Below are 21023 nucleotides of genomic sequence, written 5' to 3' on the forward strand. Positions count from 1 at the left end.
GAGCGAAGTTTCAGCCGGCGTTGCGGCTGGACGGCGCCGGCGAGACCAGCCGGATGTCGGTGGTGCGCCCATCCGGCCCCTGTGCCTGCCGGCGCGGCGTATAGGCGGACGCCTCCCGGTCCGGGCGGGGGACGATCTGGCCCTCCTGGCCGACGCGGGCGAGGGCGGAGACGAACGAACGACCCCAGGCGAGCGCGGAGGTATCCTTGATCGCTTCCCAGCAGGCATTCCAGCGATCCTGCCGCTCCGGCCGGCTCATGCGCAGCGCGATGTCGAGCGCATCGGCGATCTCGTCCGGATCGACCGGGTTGACCAGGATCGCCGCGCCGAGCTGGCGGGCGGCACCGGCGAACTTGGAGAGCACCAGCACGCCCGGATTTTCCGGATCCTGGGCGGCGATGTATTCCTTGGCCACCAGGTTCATGCCGTCGCGCAACGGCGTGACCAGGCAGATGCGGGCCTCGCGCATGTAGCCCGAGATCGCCTCGCGGGTGCCACCGCGGGCCATCAGCCGCAGCGGCGTCCAGTCCGGGTCGCTGTAGGTCGAGTTGATCGCGCCGGCCTCGCGCTCAAGGTCCTCGCGCAGGTCCTGGTAGGCGCCGACATCCTGCCGGCTCTCGGCGGCGATCTGCAGGAAGGTGGCCTGCCGATGCCATTGCGGTCGGGTTTCCAGCAGCCGCCGGAAGCCGGCCAGGCGATGCCGCAGCCCCTTGGTCGGGTCCATGCGATCGACGCCGAGGATCAGGCTCTGGCCATCCAGGCTGCGGTGCAGGCGCTGCGTCTCCGGCGAGGCGAACGCCTGCTCGGCCATCTGGGCGAACTCGGCGGGCTCGATCTCGACCGGGAACACGCCGACGCGGATCTGCCGGTTGCCGAGCTGCAGCCCGCCGCCGGCCATGCGCGCCGCACCGGCGATGCGCTGCGCCGAGGTGGCGAAGTTCTCGGCGTCGTTCGAGGTCTGGAAGCCGAGCAGATCGGCGGCGAGCAGGTCGCGTATGAACAGCGCGGCCTCGGGGATGCTGCCGAGCATGTCCGGCGACGGGAACGGCGTGTGCAGGAAGAAGCCGATCGGCGCGGTGACGTTGCGGGCCCGCATGGCGCTGGCCAGGGCGAGCAGGTGGTAGTCGTGGATCCAGATCGTATCGCCGGGCCGCAGCATCGGCACCAGCACGTCGGCGAAGCGCTCGTTGACGCCGCGATAGGCCTGCAGGCTGCGGCGGTCGAAATGCATCTGCTCGGGCAGCGAGTGCAGCAGGGGCCACAACGTCGCGTTGGAGAACCTGTTGTAGTAGAGATCGAGTTCCTCGGGCGTCAGGTCGATCGTCGCGTAGTCGACGTTCTCGTGGTGCACGAGGTAGGGCAGGGTCACGCCGGCCGCCTCGGCCTTGGTGTCGCCGCTCCAGCCGAACCAGAGGCCCCCCTGGCGCTCCATCAGGTCCTTCAGCGCGACGGCAAGGCCGCCGGCCTTGGCACCCCCGGTCGGGACAGACACACGGTTCGATATGACGACCAGTCTGCTCATCCGGACCCCCCTTGGCCGCCCGGGGCGCATGCCGGGACTTCATCATCATGTAGTGTTCGACCGGTTCGAAAGCAGGCCGCTAAAGAGAATGTGCGCGTGTCGCGGATGATGTGACCGCTGTCAGGCCTGCGACCGCTTCCGTGACGCCGCGAGGGCCGCAAGTCTCGCCTCGACCGCCGGGACGTCCAGCACGCTTTCGACCGGGCGGCCAAGGCGGCGCCGCCAGTTCGGATGCTCGTCGACCGTTCCCGGCAAGTTCGGCTGGTCCGGCAAGGCGAGCACATCCTCCAGCGGGATCATGACGATCTCGCAGGCCGAACCGCCCGCATGGGCAAGCGCCGCATCGACCACCGGGCCGGGCTCGTCGTCCGCCGGCTGCTCGCCATGCGCCGCCCCGCTTTCCCTCATCGCATGCCACAGCTCCGCCCGCTGCTTTTTCCGGTCGGCGCGCTCGTCGGCGAGCTTGGCCTCCTCGGTATCGAGCAACTCGCCGCGCACCTCGATATCCTGGCCGGCCCACCAGCCCGCCACCGGCGGCAGATCGTGGGTGCTGGTCATCGCGCTGGCCTTGCGGGTCCAGCCACGCGGCGCGGTGAAGCCGGCATCGTCGCGCTCGAACATCAGGATGCGCATGCCGTCGATGCCGCAGGCCTGCAGGCGGTCCTGGAAGCCTTCCGGAACGGTGCCGAGATCCTCCGCCAGCACGATGGCGCGGTTGCGCTGGCTCTCCAGCGCGATGAGCCGGCGCAGGTCCTGCTCGGGAAACGCCAGGTAGCTGCCATGGTCGGCAGTCTTGCCTTCCGGGATCACCCACAGCCGGGCGATGCCCATGCCGTGGTCGATCCGCACGCCGCCCGCATGCCGCATGGCGCCGCGCAGCATCTCGATGAAGCCCTGGTAGCCGTTCTGCCGCAGGCCGCGCGCCGAGAACGCGGTGATGCCCCAGTTCTGGCCCTTGATCTGCAGCAGGTCGGGCGGCGCGCCGACGGTGAGGCCGCGCAGGGTCTCGCCCTGCCTGCTCCAGCAATGGCTGCCGCCGGAGTCCGTGCCGACGGCGAGGTCGGAGATCAGTCCGATCGTCATGCCGGCATCGACCGCCGCCTGCTGCGCCGCGGCGAGCGCGCCGTCGGCACGGAACTGCAGCCAGGCATGGAAGCCGATCTCTGCCGCGTGGCTGTCGCGAAAGCCGGCAATCCCCGGCGCGTCCATCGAGGCATACTCGGCCGGCCAGTCGCGCCAGTGCCAGAGTGCGTGGTCCGCCCCCCAGACATGCGCGTGCAATGCCTCGAACAAGGCATGCGCATCCACCGCCTCGCCGGCCTGCGCACGCCAGGCGGAGAACTTCGGATCCCGGTCGCCGCCGGCGTCGTATTCGCGACGCAGCCGCGCGAGGCGGTTGCGGCTCATCGCCGGCCAGTCGACCAGCTCCAGCTCCTCGAGACGCTTCGCCTCGATGGCGCCCTCGGGGCCGGTTTCGTCGGCGCCGACATGCAGCACGTTGAGCATGACCCGGCTCGACGGCGCATACGGACTGAAGCGATCGGGATCGGCGGAGAACTGGGCGTGTACCGGGCTGATCGCCAGTGCATCGGCGCCACGCGCGGCGGCCTGTCGGGCAAAGCCGGCAAGGGCAGGGTAGTCGCCGACGCCGCCATCGCCCGGCCGGCGCAGCGAGTAGAGCTGGACCGCGATCCCCCAGGCCCTGGCATCCGGCCTGCCGATGGCGTCGCTGACCGAGAAGCATCGTTCGGGCGCGACCGCCAGGCAGATCCTGCGATCGCCCAGCACCAGCGTGTGATAGCCGGGCTGCGCCGGCGCACTCAGGCTGCTGCCGAGGATGAGGTCGGCCTCGAGGCGCCCCGAACGTTCGGAGCCATCCTCCAGCTCGATCCGGTAGTCGCCCGCATCCAGCGGCAGGCTGATCCGTTCACCGGCCGCCGCGGTGATCAACGGCGGCAACGTGCGCAACTCGCGCTCGATCTCCTCGATCCGGGCGGCGATGCCGTGGTCGTCATCGACGCCCAGGCCGATCGCAGCCAGGATGTCGCGGAGATCCTCCGCCGCCACCTGATGGGTCTTGCCGAAGATGTCCGACCACTGCGTCGCGACGCCGGCCCGGTCGCAGAGTCGCCTGAGGTCGGCATCGGCTTCGTCGTGCATGCGCTGGAACTCGTCCCTGGAGGCCGTCTGTCCGGATCCGCACGCGGCGCGCGAAGGCAGACAGGCCATTTCATTTCGAGAGAGGCTGGTGGCGCCGCCGGCCCGGGGACCTGCGGAACCGGAAAGCAGGCGTTTTCAGGACGGCGTCAGGACAATGGTAGCCAGCGGCGGCAGTGTAAGCTTCACCCAGGCGGGCTGGCCATGAGACTCGCCTTCATGCGCCTCGACCCCTCCGTAATTGCCGACATTGGAGCCGCCATAGCGCGATGCATCGGTGTTCAGGACCTCCTTCCAGAAGCCCTTCTGCGAGACGCCGAGCTGGTAGTCGTGGCGCGGCACCGGGGTGAAGTTGCAGACCACAAGTACCGGAGGCTGGCCCGGATGACCGTAGCGCAGCCAGGCATAGACGCTCTGGTCCGCATCGTGCAGCACCACCCAGCGGAAGCCGTCCGGATCGCAATCGCGGGCATGCAGCGCCGGGTTGTCGACATAGAGACGGTTCAGGTCGCCGATCAGTAGCTGCACGCCACGATACATCGGGTTGTCGAGCTGCCACCAGGACAGGCCGGTATCGTGGTTCCACTCGGCTTCCTGGGCGATCTCGCTGCCCATGAACAGCAGCTTCTTGCCCGGATGCGTCCACATGAAGCCGTAATAGGCGCGCAGGTTGGCGAAGCGCTGCCACCAGTCGCCCGGCATCTTGCCGATCATCGAGCCTTTTCCGTACACCACCTCGTCGTGCGAGATCGGCAGCACGAACTTCTCGGAAAAGGCATAGACCAGCCCGAAGGAGATCTCGCCGTGGTGCCAGCGGCGGTAGACCGGCTGCTCCTCGATGTAGTGCAGGGTGTCGTGCATCCACCCCATGTTCCACTTGTAGTCGAAACCCAGCCCACCCTCGTCGGCGGGGCGGCTGACGCCAGGAAACGAGGTGCTCTCCTCGGCGATCAGGATGGCGCCCGGCGCGTCCTCGTGCACCACCCGGCTGAGATCCTGCAGGAAGGCGATCGATTCGAGGTTCTCGCGGCCGCCATACTGGTTCGGCACCCATTCGCCATGCTTGCGCGAATAGTCGCGATACAGCATCGAGGCCACCGCATCGACGCGCAGCCCGTCGATATGGAAGTGCCGCAGCCAGAACAGGCCGCTGGCGATCATGAAGCCGCGGACCTCGTTGCGGCCGAGGTTGTAGATGTAGGTGTTCCAGTCCTGGTGATAGCCCTCGAACGGGTTGCCATGCTCGTAGAGCGGCGTGCCGTCGAAGCGCGCCAGGCCATGCGCGTCGGTCGGGAAATGCGCCGGCACCCAGTCCAGGATCACGCCGAGGTTGGCGGCGTGGCAGCGGTCGATGAAGCGCGCGAACTGCTCGGGCGAGCCCAGCCGCGCGGTGGGCGCGAACTGGCTCACCGTCTGGTAGCCCCACGAGCCCCCGAACGGATGTTCCATGATCGGCATCAGCTCGACATGGGTGAAGCCGAGCTCGGTCAGGTACGGGATCAGGCGGTCGCCGAGCGTGTCCCAGCTTGCGGGAGTGCCGTCATGAGGCAGCCACGACATCGCGTGCATCTCGTAGATCGACATCGGCGCATCCGGCGCCTGCCGCGCGGCGCGGGTCGCCATCCAGTCGTCGTCGTTCCAGACGAAGTGCGGATCGTCAACGCGGGACGCGGTCTGCGGCGGCACCTCGGTCGCCCAGGCCACCGGATCGGCGCGCCAGGGCAGCACGTCGCCATGCGGGCCGACGATCTCGTACTTGTAGAGCGCGCCGGCGCCGACACGCGGGATGAACAATTCCCATACGCCGGCGGATTGCCGGAAGCGCATCGGATTGCGGCGGCCGTCCCAGTTGTTGAACGATCCCACCACCGACACGCGCTGCGCATTGGGCGCCCACACGGCGAAGCGGGTTCCGCGAACACCTTCGATCTCGACCACGTGCGAGCCGAGTATGCTTCCGAGGTCGCGATGCCTGCCTTCCGAGATCAGGTAGATGTCGAGTTCGCCGAGCAGCATGCCGAAGCTGTACGGATCCTCCGTCTCGACTACAGTTTCTCCGCCGGCGCCGTCGGCAACCGTGGAGCGCAACAGGTAAGGTTGCGCCGAGCCGACCGGTCCCGACCACAGCCCGTCCGCATGGATGCGGGTGAGTTCGCCGAACACGGAACCGTTGACGCGATCGATCACCTGCACCCGGACCGCATCCGGCAGGAACGCGCGCACCACGATGCCGTCCGGCGTCGCGCGCGGACCGAGCAGCGAGAACGGGTCGCCGTGGCGGGCACGGACGAAGCTGTCGATCGCGCCAGGGTGCGGCAGGTGGGCGGACACCGCCTGCGCCGGGGCGAAAGCGGCCGGCGGGGCGTCGGTCGAGGCAGGTGTCGCGGTATGATCAGCCATTTTGGTTCGAACCATTATCCAGCAGACGGGTTGCGATCTGGTCGAAGCCGGAGAGCGGGATCGAGATCCAGTGCGGCCGGTTGTTGGCCTCGTAGCGGATCTCGTAGGCGGCCTTCTCCAGCAGGAACAGGTCCAGGATCGCCGCCTCGCTCTCTCGCCTGACCCAGCGGTTCGGCGTTGCCTCCAGCACCTCGCGATAGGCGTTTAGGAAGTCGTTGCCGGCGTTGCGGCGGAACCGCTCCAGCAGACGGGTGTAGCGCTCGTTGGTCAGGTCGGTACCGCTCTCCAGCCGTGACGACGCGGTGGCTCCGGCATAGTCGAACGAACGCATCATGCCGGCGACGTCCCGCAGCGGCGAGGAGTGCGCCCGACGCTGCTCCATGGTCTTCGCCGGCTCGCCCTCGAAGTCGATCAGGTAGGCGTCGCCGCCCACCACCAGCACCTGGCCGAGGTGGAAGTCGCCATGCACGCGGGTCCGCAGGCTGCCGGCACCGCGCGCGGCCAGGCTGCGCACCAGCTTCTCTATCGCGTCGCGGCGGTCGGTGAGCCGGTTCGCCAGCTCCACGGTATCGGCATCCAGATCGCCACGCGTCACGGCGCCGCGCAGCGCCGCGATGGCGCCGTCGACCTGTTCCATGGTGCCGCTTGCCCATTCATGCAGGTCGGCCTCGTTGACCACCTCCGGCCTGAAGGCCGGATCGTCGGTGGGCGATGCGAACACCTCGTGCAGCTGGGCAAGCCGCCGTCCGAGCGCAGAGGCGAAGCTCGCATAGTTCGCATAGGCGTCCTCGTGCGCCGGGTCGTCGGCTTCCGAGACGCTGTCGTCGGCGGCCCGCGCCAGGAAGTCGAGCGTCCAGCTCCAGCCGTCGCCCTGGTTGCGCACGAAGCCCTGCACCAGCACCAGAGTGTTCGGCGTGCCGTCGTCGTCGATGCGCGTGACCTCGCCGTATAGCGGCGGGGTGTTGGCGTAGCCACGCTGGGTCAGGTAGCGGCTGATCTCGGCCTCCGGATGCACGCCGGACACCACCTTGCGCACGATCTTGAGCACCATCAGGTCGTCGATGATCAGCGAGCTGTTGGACTGCTCGGCCGACAGCCGTCGGATCGAGAGCGTCGGCGGCAGCTCGATGTCGCCGAACCTCTCGGTGCGGCTGAAATGCAGCGCGCCGCCCTCGATGCGCAGCACCGCGTCATCGCGGATCAGGTTGAGCGTCGAGCGGGTGAAGTCGTCGACCGTGAAGCCATCGGTGATGTAGCCGACAAGCGCGCTGCGACGCACCCGGCTGAGAGCAAGCTGGGCCGCCAGCGGGATACAGGTGGTCTCGTCGACCGCACTCAGCGGCAGGCAGTAGCGCTCGGTGCGGTCACCGACCTTCACCTCGATCTCGGTGATCACCGAGCGGTTGTCGCGCCCGGTCTGCAGCGGCACGAGGTAGGCGAAGCGGATCGAGCCGAGGCGCTCGGACTTCGAGGAGAACCAGCGCCGCTTCGGCAGGTATTCAGGCAGCACCTCGCGCTCGAGCAGCTGGCGCGCGGCGGGGGCGCGCAGCTCGCTGAGGTCGTTTCGCACAACGATGGTGGAGAATTCCGGCAGTGGCGTCGGCGCCGGGGTATGCCACGACGGCAGCGCGCGCTCGGACGCCAGCAGGAACCAGTAGAAGCCGTACGGCGGCAGCGTCAGCAGGTAGGTGAGCTGGCCCACCGGCGGGAACGCCGAGCCGCCGACGATGTCCACCGGCACGCGGCCGGCGAACTCGGAGATGTCGAGCTCGACCGCCTGCGCCGCGCGCGACAGGTTGCTCACGCACAGGATGGTCTCATCGACGCCGTCCTCTCCGGTAAACTCACGCAGGTAGGCAAGCACCTTGCGGTTGCCGGGATACAGGAAGCGCTGGCTGCCGCGACCGAACGCCTGGTGCGCCTTGCGCACGGTCAGCATGCGCCGGGTCCAGTTCAGCATCGAATGCGGGTCGCCGGACTGCGCTTCCACGTTCACCGCCTGGAAGCCGTAGATCGGGTCCATGATCGGCGGCAGCACCAGTCCGGCGGGATCGGCGCGCGAGAAGCCGCCGTTGCGGTCCACCGACCACTGCATCGGCGTGCGCACGCCGTCGCGGTCGCCGAGATAGATGTTGTCGCCCATGCCGATCTCGTCGCCGTAGTAGATCACCGGCGTGCCGGGCATCGACAGCAGCAGCCCGTTCATCAGCTCGATGCGGCGACGGTCGCGCTGCATCAGCGGCGACAGCCGCCGCCGGATGCCGAGATTGATGCGCGCACGCTTGTCGCTGGCATAGGTCTCCCAGAGGTAGTCGCGCTCGGAGGAGGTCACCATCTCCAGCGTGAGCTCGTCGTGGTTGCGCAGGAACACCGCCCACTGGCAGGTCGCCGGGATCGCCGGCGTCTGGCGCATGATGTCGGTGATCGGAAAGCGGTCCTCGCGCGCGATCGCCATGTACATGCGCGGCATCAACGGGAAATGGAACGACATGTGGCATTCGTCGCCGTCGCCGAAATAGACCTGCGCATCCTCCGGCCACTGGTTGGCTTCCGCCAGCAGCATGCGCCCGGGCGCATAGGCGTCGATCTCGGTGCGGATCTTCTTGATGATCGCGTGCGTCTCGGGAAGGTTCTCGTTGTTGGTGCCTTCGCGCTCGACCAGATACGGCACGGCATCGAGACGCAGGCCGTCGACGCCGAGATCGAGCCAGAAGCGCATCACCGAGAGCACTTCCTCGAGCACCTTCGGATTGTCGAAGTTCAGGTCCGGCTGGTGGCTGTAGAAGCGGTGCCAGTAGTACGCCTGCGCCTCCTCGTCCCAGGTCCAGTTCGACTTCTCGGTGTCGATGAAGATGATGCGGGTGCCGTCGTACTTCTCGTCGGTCTCGGACCACACGTAGAAGTCGCGCTCCGGCGAGCCGGCCGGCGCACGCCGGGCACGCTGGAACCAGGAATGCTGGTCGGAGGTGTGGTTGATGACGAGTTCGGTGATGACCCTGAGCCCGCGCTCGTGCGCGGCGGCAACGAAAGTCCTCAGGTCGTTGATGGTGCCGTATTCCGGATGCACGCCACGGTAGTCGGAGATGTCGTAGCCGTCGTCGCGCCGTGGCGACGGGTAGAACGGCAGCATCCAGATCGCGGTGACGCCCAGCTCGGCGATGTAGTCCAGCTTCTGCAGCAGGCCGGCAAAGTCGCCGACGCCATCGTTGTTGCCATCAAAGAACGACTTCAGGTGGATCTGGTAGATGATGGCATCCTTGAACCAGAGCGGGTCGGCGATCGGTGCCAGCCCGATCGGCTGCGCCTCGGCGTTGCGGGCCTCTTCGCTCTGGACGAAGTTCGATGCGGTTTCGGTGCTCATAGGCGATCGGGGCCCTCTTCGGGGTGCTGCAGATATTCAGGCGTCGGCCGGACCGTGCGGCCGCTTGGAGGTGGGCTCAACTGTCCGGCCGGGCGCGCCAGATCAGGTAGGGCTGCTGCGGGGTCAGCGTCACGGTGTGGTACTTGCCGGTCAGGCTGAAATGGTCGCCGCCGATCAGGTCCTCGAGCTGCAGCGTAGCCTGGTCGGGAAGGCCCCATTTCCAGAATGGCAGTTCGATGCTCGCCTGCTGCGTCTGGTGCGCATCGAGGCTGACGAAGCAGAGCACGCAGTCGCTGCGATCGGCGGTCGCCTTTTCGTAGAACAGCACGGCATCGTTGGCGGCCGGCAGGAAGGCGATGTCGAGATGCGTACGCAGCGCCGGGCTTTCCGCACGTATGCGGTTCAGCCGGGTGATCTCGGCCACGATGTTGCCCGGACGCTGCCAGTCCCAGGTGCGGATCTGGTACTTCTCGCTGTCGAGATATTCCTCGCGGCCCGGCAACGCAGCGCCCTCGCACAGTTCGAAGCCGTTGTAGACGCCCCACAGGCCGGACATGGTGGCGGCGAGGGCCGCCCGGATCAGGAACCCGGCACGGCCGGAGTTCTGCAGGAAGACCGGGTTGATGTCGGGCGTGTTGACGAAGAAATGCGGCCTGAAGAAGTCTCGCGGCGCCTGCTGCGAAAGCTGGGTGAGGTACTCGGTGATCTCGGCCTTGCTGTTGCGCCACGTGAAGTAGGTGTACGACTGCCCGAAGCCGACCTTGGCGAGCCGGTTCATCACCTTCGGTCGGGTGAACGCTTCCGCCAGGAACACCGCGTCCGGGTAGCGTGCACGCACCTCGGCGATCATCCACTGCCAGAACGGAAACGGCTTGGTGTGCGGGTTGTCGACCCGGAACAGCCGGATCCCCTGCTCGCACCAGAACAGCACCACGTTGGCCAGCGCGATCCAGAGATCCGGCACCGCGCCGCCGGCGTAGAAATCGACGTTCACGATGTCCTGGTATTTCTTCGGCGGGTTCTCGGCATAGCGGATGCTGCCGTCCGGCCGCCAGGCGAACCAGTCGCGATGCCCGCGCAGCCAGGGGTGGTCGGGCGCGCACTGGATGGCGAAGTCCAGCGCCAGCTCGAGCCCGCTCTCCTCGGCGGCGCGGCGCAGGTGCAGGAACTCGGCGAGCGTGCCGAGTGCCGGATGGATGGCATCGTGGCCACCCTCCTCGGAGCCCACCGCGTACGGGCTGCCGACATCCTCCGGCCCCGGCGTCAGGGTGTTGTTCGGGCCCTTGCGGTTGATGCGCCCGATCGGATGGATCGGCGGAAAATACAGCACGTCGAAGCCCATCTCGCGAATGCGCGGCAGATGGCGCTCGACATCGCGGAAGGTGCCGTGCCGATGCGGGTCGTCCGCCATCGAACGCGGGAAAACCTCGTACCAGCTGGCGAATCCGGCGCCGGTGCGCTCCGCATCGACCGGCATCTCGTCCGAGGCGACCAGATGCGGACGGTCGTCGGCCACATCCATCAGCGCCGCGAGGTCCGGCGCCAGCAGCAGGTCGCGCTGCGCGGTCTCGCCGTCCTCCTTGCCTGCGGACTGCTCGCCCGCCGCCTCTATCTTCGCCAGCAGGCGGGCGAGTTCGGTCGCGGCAGCACTGCCGCGCTGCGACGCCGCCCGTACCAGGGCCTGCCCCTCGACCAGCTCCAGCGAGATCGGCACGCCGGCGGCGGACTTCGCGCCGAGCTCGTGGCGATAGTTGGCGAACATGTCGCGCCACGCCACCACCCGGTAGCGGTGCAGGCCACGCTCGACTAGCGGGAAGCTCGCCGCCCACCGGTCGTTGCCGAGCAGGCGCATGCGCACCTCCTGCCAGCCGGTCTCGCCGCGCATGCCCGGGCCCTGCCACTGCAGGGCTGCCGACATAATGTCGTGGCCGTCGCCGATCACGTCGGCCTCGACATCGACCAGATCGCCGGTGGTGCGCTTGACGGGGAACAGGCCGCCATCGACCGCTGGCGCGACCGCCTCGATGGCAAGCCGGTTCCATCTGCCGGCGGTGGTCGCAAGCGCGCGATCGAGCGCCGGGTGCGGCGGCGCGGCAAGCTGCGTCGCCTCGAACAGCCGGGTCTCGCCGGCGCCGAGGCTGAGACGCTGACCCGGCACCAGCCGGACACCGTCGGCGTTGTCGAACGCGGTGAAGCTGCCCCCGACGCCGGGCAGGAAGGCGGCAGGATCGATCGAGGCTGGCCGGTCGGTGGCGGGGTTCAGCAGCAGGATGACAGCCTTTCCACTCCACCGCGGATCGTCGCCATCGGCACGCAGGGTAGCCTGTATGCCGGAACCGGGGGCGGTGAGGGAGCGGCCTGGGCGGTAGCCCGAGACCTGCCGGGCCAGTTGCGCCGCCTGCCGCGCTTCCTCGGCGGGCGGCGCGATCCAGCCGATCCCGTGGGCAAGGCAGTAGCCGAGGGCACGTCCCTGGGCAGCCCCGGATGGCACCATGGAAGTCGGCAGCGGAGCCAGCACCGGCGCAACCGACCGAAGCAGCGTGAGCTCGTCGGCAAGCCAGCGATCCCGCCAGTTCCACCAGGCGAGCGAGCAGGATACCGCATCGAGGCCGACGCCGCGCAGCGAGGCGAGCGCGGTCCAATCCACCCCGGCGGTATCCGCGACCAGGGTCATGGTACGTGCCGCGGTGCGCAGGGCACGGAGCAGCGGCGCGAGCAGGTCCGGCGGCAGTCCGGCGAGGCCGCGCAGCCGCACGCCAGCAAGACCTGCTTCCTTCAGGCCGGCGATGGTCTCTCCCCACCAGGTGCCGAGGCGGGTCGCGCTCGCCTCGTCCTGCAGCAGCGGACGCGCCAGGTGCGGAGTGTGCTGCCGGCGCGGATCGAGCAGGGTGGCGGGGTCCGGTGGGCCGAACAGGTCCGGCCGGGCGCGCGCTGCCTCGCCATCGACGGCGACGCAATCGAGGGCGAGATCGATCAGCAGCGGCATCGGCTCCGAGACCCGTCCGCCGGCTAGCGAGACCGCCGCCGTGGCGATCGCCTGCCACGCCGTATCCCGGCTATCGAGCACCCCTGCATCGCTGCCCGCCGCCAGCAGGTCGGACAGCAGCAGGTGGGTGGACCCGGCATAGCCGGCCGGGTCGTCACGCGACGTGCTGCTCAGCCATGCGATGCAAGGCGGCGATCGCAGGATAGGCTCGTGTGAGCTGGTGTTCTCTAGCGAGTCCATGGCGCGTCCCGATGCTGGACCCGGTCGGCCGGATGCGCCGGGTCCTGTTGTCGTCCAGGTATCTTGCAGTTGCTGTGGTGAAAGCCGTCAGCGCTCGGAGTCAACTACGGGGAAGGCGATCCCGACCCCTGCAGGCTCCCGATTTCCGCCGGCCCCGACCCAGGCTGGCCCTCGACCTCATGCCATTGTTGCGCGAACGCCTTGTCGCAGAGGCCGGTTCCCTCGTTACGCTCCCGTTAAACGCGGCGCCACCGCCTGGCGGAAGCCTATTTCAGGCTCAGGCCGCCGGTCACCGCCTGGTAGGTGGCAATCGCCAGCGTGAGCGGCTCGAACGGCTTGGTGATGACGAAGGCTGGCTCCACCGTCTCGCCGGTCAGCAGCCGCTCGGGATAGGCGGTGACGAAGATCACCGGGGCGTAGTGATGCTTGAGGATGCGGCTGACGGCGGAGGTGCCGTCGCCGCCGAGGCCCAGGTTGATGTCGGCGAGGATCAGGCCCGGTCGCGTCTTCTGGGCGATCTTGACGGCGTCCGCCTCGGTCGAGGCCACGCCGACCACCCGGTGTCCGCAACTGAGAACCAGCTCCTCGATGTCCATCGCGATGATCGGCTCGTCCTCGATGATGAGGACATCGGTCGCCGCCGAGGCGCGCAGCCGCTCGCGGGCATGGGCCAGTTGCGCGCCGGCTTCGGTCACCTCCAGGCCGACGATCGGCGCCGCCTCCTCGATCGGCACCTCTTCGAGCGACGTGAGCAGCAGCAGCTGCCGCTGGCGCGCGGTCAGCCCCTCCTCGACCGCACCGGGATCGACCAGGCCCATCTCGAACCGCCGTGTCACCCACTTGTAGAGACCCTGCCGGGCGGTGCGGTCGTCGGTCGGGGCGGACAGCAGCTCGCGCAGGCTCTCCGCCACCAGCAGGTCGCCACGTGGTTGGCTTCCGGTCAGGGCACGCGCATAACGTCGAGCGTAGGGGAGAGCGCGTATCAGGTCGTCGCGCCGGGTCGTGGCCATCAGGCGTTTCTTTCTGGGCAGGGCGTGGCTGGTGTAAGCCGGGCTTGTGGGCAACAGGCCGGTTCTGGGCGAGAGCGGGCCTTCCGGCAAGACCCGGAAGCCGGGCAAGGCGTGAGGTTTGATTGCAGCGTAGCACCCGAAGCAACGGCGCCCCGGATGCCCCCCCCGAAACGCGCGCGGAAACGCATGGGGAATTGCCCCGGGTCAGGGGCGATCGGGGTTCGGGTGGCCCGATGGCGCCGGACCGGGCGCTGCAGCGGGACATGTCGGCGTTGCTGCCCGACCTGCGCGCCTTCGCACGTTTCCTGACCCGGGATGCGACCACCGCCGACGATCTCGTGCAGGACACCCTGGTGCGGGCGCTGGCGGCACAGGCGCAGTTCCAGCCGGATACCAACCTGAAGGCCTGGCTGTTCACAATCCAGCGCAACGCGTTCTACGAGCAGGCGCGACGTCGCCAGCGCGAGACCAGGGTGCTGAGCCGGCGCATGCCGGAGGCGGACACCGTGGCGCCGGCAGCTTCGCATCGTGCCGAGGTCGCCGACCTGCAGCGCATGCTGTTCACCCTGCCGCCGCTGCTGCGCGAGGCCCTGGTGCTGGTCGGCGCGCAGGAACTCAGTCACGAACAGGCTGCCGCGATCTGTGGGGTCCCGGTCGGCACCATGAAGGCGCGCGTGTCCCGGGCGCGCAGCCAGCTTGCACGGACGGTATCGGCCGAGAGCTGACATCCGGGCGCGCTCAATACTGCAATGGCGCGCAGGGCAGCGATCACGGCGATCCTTCTCCAGGGTTTGAAGCATCAGCGTAGCGTGCCGGCGGCGGAACGCAAAACGTGGCCGGACCCGGCGGCGCGCTCCGTTTTTCGTGAACACAATAGTTGCGGCACGGTGCAACCCGATGAAAAGCCGGTTCATTGGTCGGCCAGAGTTGGAGATCTTGCGCCCATGTCGAACTGCTTCCACGAACAGGTCATCACCATCCTGCCGAAGCTGCGGATCCAGGCGTTGGCCCTGACCCGCAACCGGGCCGCAGCCGAGGATCTGGTTCAGGACGCCGTCTGCAACGCTCTTTCGGCGCAGGCGAGCTTCATCCCGGGCACCAATTTCGCCGCCTGGATGCACCGCATCCTCCGCAACCGCTTCATCTCGAACCTGCGCAAGCGTCGCGACACCACCGACATCGACGACGTGCCGTCGTCGGTGTTCGCGACCGAAGCGCCGCACGAGGACCGGCTTGCTCTGAAGGACCTCAGCAAGGCGATCGGTCGCCTGCCGGCGGATCAGCGCGAGGCGCTGATCATGGTGGTGGTGCAGGGCATGAGCTACGAGGCGCTGGCTGAGTCCACCGGTTGCGCGGTTGGCACCGCGAAGAGCCGTGTGTTCCGCGCCCGCCGTCAGCTCGAGACCTGGCTGATGGGCGAGACCCCCGGCAAGGAGGGTGCGCGGGTTGCCGCGAAAGCCGCTCAGCTTAGCCGCCAGGTGGACGCCCGCCTGAAGGAAGCCGCCCGTTCGCTGCCACTTGCCGCGACACCTGCCTGAGCTTCCGGAGGCCATGGGTCCGCCCGTCGGGGACCCGGCACCCGGGCCGGGTCATCCGCGGGCGTCATCGCAAAGGTGATTGCAGGCCCGCTGTGTTGCACCTGCGAAGAGGAACCACGGCTGTCCATGCTCGCTTGGGTCTCAACAAGACGCCCGTGCGTGTGAGCCAGGACTGATGCCGATGACCGAGGGAAAGGATTCAGCAAACCGGCCGAACCGCGTCGGCCGGACGAAGCAATCACTGGCGTTCGATCAATGGCTCGATCGGGGCCTCCACGAGCTCTTCGACGGCGTCGCCAAGGAGCCGATCCCCGAGGAGCTCCTCAAGATCATCGAGGATGACAAGTCCTGATGAGCAGTCCGGGCGCGGCACTGCCGACCGGCACTGCCCCGGAAAGTCTGACGGGCGCATTGCGCCGCTGGATCGGCGGCTCGGTGGACGCGGTCAGCACCCGCATGATCGCGATCATCCTGTTGTCGTCGATGCCTCTGGCTCTGCTCAGCGGCTTGGTTTCCTGGCATAGCTACCAGGCGGTTTCCGGCTACAGCAGTGCGCGTGCCGAGGCCATGGCGCGGATGTTCCAGGAGCGCGCGAGGCAGGATCTCAGCCAGGACAACGTTTTCCTGAATGCGGTCGCGCATCTCGACGACCTCGGTGATCCCCAGGATTGCAACCGGGCCCTCAGGGTGGCGCTCGCAACCCAAAATGGTCACACCCTCGACCTCGGGTTCTACGACGCCGGCGGCCGGCTGCTGTGCTCCGCCGGGGAGCCGGTCCACGACGCCGGCTCCGGAGCATCGATGCCGCAGCCAAGTGGTGCCGTGGTGCAGCGCGTAAGCGCTGATGGACCTGACGGCCGCCGCACCCTGGTGGGTGTGACCCGTGTCGGCTGGTCGCACGACGAGATCTTTGGCGATTTCGGCCATGTCGGCTTCCTCGGACGCAATCGGCCGGTCCGGGCGTGGCTGTTCCGCGACGATCAGGCGGCCTCTCCGCTCTGCATCGATTGCGGCTGGATCGCTCCTGGAAGCCTGCCTGATCTGCGCGCACAGGCGGCCACCGGTCATGGTGTCGCCATCGCCTGGCATGGCGAGTCGCTGGCAACGACCCGGATCGGCGATGGCCTCGACCTGCTGACCGTCACCGAGCCGACCGCAGAGGAAGCCCGCGCGCTCAGCGTCTTCATCATGCGCGTGATCGGCATCGTCCTGATCCTGGGTGTCGGGCTCATCGCGGTCGCCGTCTGGGCCAACCGGCTGGTGGTGACGCCGCTGCAGGAGCTGACCGGGGTCGTGCTGCACTGGCGGCAGGCCGGCGACTACGAGGCGCGCGAGATACGCTACATGCCGACCGAGCTGCGCGAGCTCTCACGCGCCTTCACCCAGGCCACCCGCAGCCTGGCGCGGCACGAGAACAACCTGCGCGAGGCGGAGACCAAGCAGGCGCTGCTGATCAAGGAGATCCATCACCGGGTCAAGAACAACCTGCAGATCATCGCCTCGCTGCTGAACCTGCAGGCCAACCGCATCCGCCAGCCGGAGGCGCGCGCGGAATTCGCCTCCGCCCGGGACCGCGTGCGGGCGCTGGCGACGCTGCATCGGTACCTCTACTCCGAGGGCGAGCTGCAGACGCTGAACATGCGTTCGTTCCTCGAGGAGCTGTGCGGCCAGCTTTTCCAGGCCATCGGGGAAAAGGAAGGCCGGCGCATCCGGCTCGAGATCGACGCGTCCGAGATGGCGATGTCCACCGACCAGGCGGTGCCGCTGGCGCTGGTGGTGACCGAAGCGGTCAGCAACGCGGTGAAGTACGCATTCCCCGGTGGACGGGCCGGCAAGGTCCGCGTCGTTCTCGCGGCGACCAGCAACGGCCGCGCGCGGCTCGCCATCGAGGATGACGGCGTCGGTATTCCAGCCGGCCGCGCGGAAACCGAGACCGGGATCCGCGATGGCCTTGGCATCCAGCTTATCCGCGGGTTCGCGCGCCAGCTCGGCGCCGGGCTCGAGGTGCAGGAAGGCTGGACCGAGAACGGCGGCGGCACCCGCTATCTGCTGGTGTTCCCGCTGCAGCCGGAGGCCGAGGCCGAGGATCTCGAGGAGGCGGATGCCGGCCAGTGGGCGGGTGCCACGGCACGGGGTGGTTCAACCGGGGCGTGAAGTTTCGTCCACGACCCTGATTGCCGGCCGGGTATCGCGGATTAACAACGGCACCGACCCCTGTTGCCGGCGGTGCCCGTTGTCTAGATCTGCCGCATCCGGAGCCGATCGGTGCGAGCAGCCGGGATGAATGGGCGAAATGAGCACGAAGCGAACCGCAGCGACACGCAGCTGGACCCGCACGCAGTCCAGGCTAGGCAGGCAGCAGGCAAGGCCCGCCATCCTGGCAGGCCTCTGCGGCTGTATCGCATCGTTGCTGCAGGCCTGGTGCGTTGCGCTGATCCTTGCCGCCGGATTGTCCGGCGCCGGGCAGCATCGACTGCTGCTGGAGGCACTGGCGGGCTTCGTCGCCGCAGCCCTGGCCAGGGCTGCCCTGCAGGCGGCGGGCGAGATCCTGGCCTCCCGCGCCGGCATCGCGGCGCGGCGACGACTGCGCGGCGAGGCACTGCAGGGCATGATCCAGGCCGGACCGGCGCTGCTGCGCGACCGGCACAGCGGTGCGATCGCAGCCCTGCTGGTAGACCGCATCGAGGCCGTCGACGGCTTCTTCGCCCGCTGGCTGCCCTCCGCGACGCTGGCGATGGCGGCTCCTGCCCTGGTGCTTGCGGTGGCATGGCTGGTGCAGCCCTACGCGGCACTGGTGCTGTTCTGCTGCGGTCTCGCGGTGCCGGTGATGCAGGCGGTGTTCGGCATCGGCGCCGCCGCCGCGTCGCGCCGGCAGTTCCAGGCCCTCTCGCGCCTGCAGGTGACCTTCGTGGATCGTGTGCGTGGCATCGCCACCCTGGTATTGGCCGGGCGCACCGAGGACGAGGCGCAACGGCTCGCCATCGCCGCCGCCGAACTGCGCCGCCGCACCATGCGTGTGCTGCGCGTCGCCTTCCTGTCATCGGCGGGCCTCGACTGCGCCCTTGCGGTGGCGCTGGTGGCGATCGCGCTGCATGACGGCGGACGACTGCTGCATGCCGCCGTATCGCCCGCGCCGGGATCCGCGCCTTCACTATCGGTGAACCGGGCCCTGTTCGTCCTGCTGCTGGTGCCGGAGTTCTTCGCGCCGCTGCGCAGCTTTGCCCTCGCCTACCAGGACCGCATGCAGGCCGGAGCGTGTGCCGAGGCGCTGGCGTGGCTGCCACAGGCCGCATCGTCCGCTCCGCCGGATTCCCCGGCACGGCCGGTTGCCGTCGCCGGCGTGACGGTGACACTGCAGGATGTCCGCTACGGCTGGTCGGAAGCCCGCGGCAGGGTGCTGGACGGCCTTTCGTTCAGTGCGGCGCCCGGCGAGACCGTGCTGCTGTCCGGGCCGTCGGGGGCCGGCAAGTCGACGGTGATCGAGCTGCTGCTCGGCTTCATCGAGCCGCAGGCGGGCCGTATCCTGATCGACGGGATCGACCTGCGGGAGATGGCCCCGGCACAGCGGGCCGGCATGATCGGCTGGATCGGCCAGAACCCGATGCTGTTCGCCGGCAGCCTGCGCGAGAACATCCTGTTCGGCCGGCCGGACGCCGACACGGCCGCCCTGCAGCGGGCACTCGCCGTCGCGGCACTCGATGACCTGGTCGCCGCCCTGCCGGACGGCCTGGAGACGAGGATCGGCGAGGGCGGCTATGGCGTGTCCGGTGGCCAGGCGCAGCGCGTGGCGATCGCCCGTGCCGCGTTGCACGGTGCGCCGCTGTTGCTGCTCGACGAGCCGACGGCGCATCTCGATCCCGACACCGAGAGATCCATCCTGGCCAGCCTGCGCGAGCTGGCGCGTGATCGTACGGTGGTGATGGCGACCCACGCCCTCGAGGCACAGTCGCTGGCCGGGCGGCGGATCGAGCTGCGTCCGGCCGAACACGCCGCACCACCTGAGGCGGCGGATGCCATCCCGCCGATGCCCAGGCCCCTGCCGGCGATGGTCGAGCCTCAGCCGGCAATGGCCAATCCCCTGGCGGCGACAGTCGATCGAGGCGTCGTATGAAGCCGCTGCTGCCGCCTCTGCTGGCGATCCTGCGCCTCTGGCGGCCACGCTTTCCGGCGCTGGGTGCTGGCATACTGGTCTCGCTGGTGGCGCTCGCCAGCGGTCTCGCGCTGCTGAGCCTGTCCGGCCTCAGGCTTGCCGGCTCCGCCCTCGGGCTTCTGCTGGCATCCGGCCTGCTGCTGCGTGGCCTCGGGCTCGGCCGGGTCGTACTGCGCTATCTCGAACGCCTGATGACACATGCCGCGACATTCCAGGCACTTGCCGACCTGCGGGTGTGGTTCTTCCGCCGCATCGCCGTCAGTGCCGCCGGTGGCCTCGGTTTCCGGCGCACCGGCGACGTGCTCGGCCGCCTGGTCGGAGATGTCGAGGCGCTCGACGGCCTTTACCTTCGCCTCCTGGTGCCGCTGAGCGGAGTGTTGTTGACGCTGCCCCTGCTTGCCCTGGTGATCGGGGCGCGCAGCGTTTCGCTGGCGCTGCCGGTGTGCCTGCTGTTCGTGGCGGTGGCGCTGCTGCTGCCCTGGCTGGCGGCGCGGGCATCCACCCGGGCCGGGGTTCCGCTGGCCGAGGCGCAGTCCGGGTTGCGCGTCGCCTCACTCGACCTGGCCGCGGGGTTGCGCGAGATCGTCGCCTTCGGGGCCGGTGCGCGCATCGCCGAAATCGTCCGCGAACGCGAGGGCAGGCTGCTGGTGGCGCAGCACAGCCTGGCGCGCAACGGTGCGGCCGCCGGCGCCGTCTCGTTCCTGTGCGGGCAGGCGGCGGTCCTGCTGGTGCTGGCGGCAGCAATCGGCTTCGGGCTGCCACGCATCAGCGGATTGGCGGCGGTGCTGTCGTTGTTCCTGCTGCTGGCCTGCTTCGAGTCGGTTTCCGGGCTGGTGCGGGCGGGCGTCCTCGCCGGAAGCATGGCTCAATCGGCACGCCGGGTCCTGGAGGCGGGCGCGGCGACCGGACCGGTTGCGGGCCCGACGCCGCCGGTGCCGCAAGCCTCGATGCGCCCGACGCCGCCGGCCGATGCGACCTTGCGGCTGGAGGACGTCGGCTACCGGTGGAGCGCCGACCGGCCACCGGTGTTCGACGGGCTGAGCCTGGCCATCCCCGCTGGTGCCCGGGTTGCGCTGCTTGGTCCGTCCGGAGCGGGCAAGTCCACGCTCGCCAGCCTGCTGCTGCGGGTCGTTGCGCCGCAATCCGGCCGCATCACCTATGGCGGGGTGGACGTCACCGGCCTGGATGTCGCCGGCCTGCGCCGGCAGATCGCCTGGCTGAGCCAAAGCACGCATCTGTTCGACGACACCATCCGGGCCAACCTGCTGCTCGCGGCGCCGGACGCAGACGATGCCGCGCTTTGGACGGCGCTCGAGCAGGCACGGATCGCGGAGTTCGTGCGCAGCCTGCCCGACCAGCTGGACGAGTGGCTCGGCGAGAACGGCGCCGGCGTATCAGGCGGGCAGGGCAGGCGGCTGGCACTGGCCCGCACGCTGCTCTCGCCTGCCTCGGTGCTGATCCTGGACGAGCCCTGCGCCGGCCTCGACAGCGACACCGAGCGGGCGTTCCTTTCGACACTCTTCGAGGTTGCGGCGGGGCGGACCGTCATCCTGATCGCCCACCGCCTGACCGGGGTCGAGCGACTCGACCGGGTCTGGCGGCTGCAGCAGGGACGCGCCGTGCCGGCGGCCTGAGCGGCCGTCGGGTGCTTCCCCGACA

Annotated in this window: 12 protein-coding genes; 6 read left to right on the forward strand and 6 right to left on the reverse strand. The window is 69.0% G+C overall.

Features of this window, described 5'->3' with window-relative positions; all coding sequences use genetic code 11:
- Positions 1–10: 10 nt before the first annotated feature.
- The 6 genes from FE263_RS10140 to FE263_RS10165 all read right to left on the reverse strand — a co-directional run bounded on the left by FE263_RS10140 (position 11) and on the right by FE263_RS10165 (position 13676).
- A complete protein-coding gene (locus FE263_RS10140) occupies positions 11–1522 on the reverse strand; it encodes an alpha,alpha-trehalose-phosphate synthase (UDP-forming) (protein WP_138325887.1) in 1512 nt (503 codons plus the stop codon).
- A gap of 120 nt (positions 1523–1642) precedes the next feature.
- The gene (malQ, locus tag FE263_RS10145) at positions 1643–3682 is read right to left on the reverse strand and encodes a 4-alpha-glucanotransferase (protein ID WP_138325888.1); all 2040 of its coding nucleotides are present in this window, start codon (positions 3680–3682) and stop codon (positions 1643–1645) included.
- A 135-nt stretch (positions 3683–3817) separates the two neighbouring features.
- The gene (gene glgB, locus FE263_RS10150; RefSeq protein ID WP_138325889.1) at positions 3818–6079 is read right to left on the reverse strand and encodes a 1,4-alpha-glucan branching protein GlgB; all 2262 of its coding nucleotides are present in this window, start codon (positions 6077–6079) and stop codon (positions 3818–3820) included.
- On the reverse strand, positions 6072–9440 hold the full coding sequence (treS, locus tag FE263_RS10155) for a maltose alpha-D-glucosyltransferase (RefSeq protein WP_138325890.1): 3369 nt from the start codon (positions 9438–9440) through the stop codon (positions 6072–6074). Before treS ends, glgB begins: the two co-directional genes overlap by 8 nt.
- 76 nt (positions 9441–9516) lie before the next feature.
- Positions 9517–12666, reverse strand: coding sequence for an alpha-1,4-glucan--maltose-1-phosphate maltosyltransferase (locus tag FE263_RS10160; protein ID WP_138325891.1), 3150 nt, complete (start codon positions 12664–12666; stop codon positions 9517–9519).
- Between the two features lie 266 nt (positions 12667–12932).
- Positions 12933–13676: a response regulator gene (locus FE263_RS10165; RefSeq protein WP_138325892.1), complete on the reverse strand. Its 744-nt coding sequence runs from the start codon at positions 13674–13676 to the stop codon at positions 12933–12935.
- Positions 13677–13909: 233 nt separating this feature from the next.
- On the opposite strand from FE263_RS10165, the gene FE263_RS10170 reads away from it, so the two are divergent.
- The 6 genes from FE263_RS10170 (at position 13910) to cydC (ending at position 20998) form a co-directional block, all read left to right on the forward strand.
- Positions 13910–14401 (forward strand): sigma-70 family RNA polymerase sigma factor, encoded by a 492-nt coding sequence (locus FE263_RS10170; RefSeq protein WP_240759333.1) that lies wholly within the window; start codon positions 13910–13912, stop codon positions 14399–14401.
- A 219-nt stretch (positions 14402–14620) separates the two neighbouring features.
- On the forward strand, positions 14621–15214 hold the full coding sequence (locus FE263_RS10175) for a sigma-70 family RNA polymerase sigma factor (RefSeq protein WP_138326295.1): 594 nt from the start codon (positions 14621–14623) through the stop codon (positions 15212–15214).
- Between the two features lie 181 nt (positions 15215–15395).
- Positions 15396–15566, forward strand: a complete 171-nt coding sequence (locus tag FE263_RS22070) for a hypothetical protein (RefSeq protein ID WP_171034034.1) — start codon at positions 15396–15398, stop codon at positions 15564–15566.
- A complete protein-coding gene (locus FE263_RS10180; RefSeq protein WP_138325893.1) occupies positions 15566–17368 on the forward strand; it encodes a sensor histidine kinase in 1803 nt (600 codons plus the stop codon). Before FE263_RS22070 ends, FE263_RS10180 begins: the two co-directional genes overlap by 1 nt.
- A 139-nt stretch (positions 17369–17507) precedes the next feature.
- Positions 17508–19325, forward strand: coding sequence for a thiol reductant ABC exporter subunit CydD (gene cydD / locus FE263_RS10185; protein ID WP_138325894.1), 1818 nt, complete (start codon positions 17508–17510; stop codon positions 19323–19325).
- The gene (gene cydC / locus FE263_RS10190) at positions 19322–20998 is read left to right on the forward strand and encodes a thiol reductant ABC exporter subunit CydC (RefSeq protein WP_138325895.1); all 1677 of its coding nucleotides are present in this window, start codon (positions 19322–19324) and stop codon (positions 20996–20998) included. Before cydD ends, cydC begins: the two co-directional genes overlap by 4 nt.
- Positions 20999–21023 lie beyond the last annotated feature (25 nt).

Origin of the sequence: Lichenicoccus roseus, assembly GCF_005844085.1 — a bacterium.
Taxonomy (GTDB): domain Bacteria; phylum Pseudomonadota; class Alphaproteobacteria; order Acetobacterales; family Acetobacteraceae; genus Lichenicoccus; species Lichenicoccus roseus.

Coding starts and splice junctions, on each gene's coding strand:
- cydC (WP_138325895.1), top strand. CDS start 19,322: ATGAAGCCGCTGCTGCCGCCTCTGCTGGCGATCCTGCGCCTCTGGCGG.
- FE263_RS10175 (WP_138326295.1), top strand. CDS start 14,621: ATGTCGAACTGCTTCCACGAACAGGTCATCACCATCCTGCCGAAGCTG.
- FE263_RS10165 (WP_138325892.1), bottom strand. CDS start 13,676: ATGGCCACGACCCGGCGCGACGACCTGATACGCGCTCTCCCCTACGCT.
- glgB (WP_138325889.1), bottom strand. CDS start 6,079: ATGGCTGATCATACCGCGACACCTGCCTCGACCGACGCCCCGCCGGCC.
- FE263_RS10160 (WP_138325891.1), bottom strand. CDS start 12,666: ATGGACTCGCTAGAGAACACCAGCTCACACGAGCCTATCCTGCGATCG.
- treS (WP_138325890.1), bottom strand. CDS start 9,440: ATGAGCACCGAAACCGCATCGAACTTCGTCCAGAGCGAAGAGGCCCGC.
- FE263_RS10170 (WP_240759333.1), top strand. CDS start 13,910: ATGGCGCCGGACCGGGCGCTGCAGCGGGACATGTCGGCGTTGCTGCCC.
- FE263_RS22070 (WP_171034034.1), top strand. CDS start 15,396: ATGACCGAGGGAAAGGATTCAGCAAACCGGCCGAACCGCGTCGGCCGG.
- malQ (WP_138325888.1), bottom strand. CDS start 3,682: ATGCACGACGAAGCCGATGCCGACCTCAGGCGACTCTGCGACCGGGCC.
- FE263_RS10180 (WP_138325893.1), top strand. CDS start 15,566: ATGAGCAGTCCGGGCGCGGCACTGCCGACCGGCACTGCCCCGGAAAGT.
- FE263_RS10140 (WP_138325887.1), bottom strand. CDS start 1,522: ATGAGCAGACTGGTCGTCATATCGAACCGTGTGTCTGTCCCGACCGGG.
- cydD (WP_138325894.1), top strand. CDS start 17,508: ATGAGCACGAAGCGAACCGCAGCGACACGCAGCTGGACCCGCACGCAG.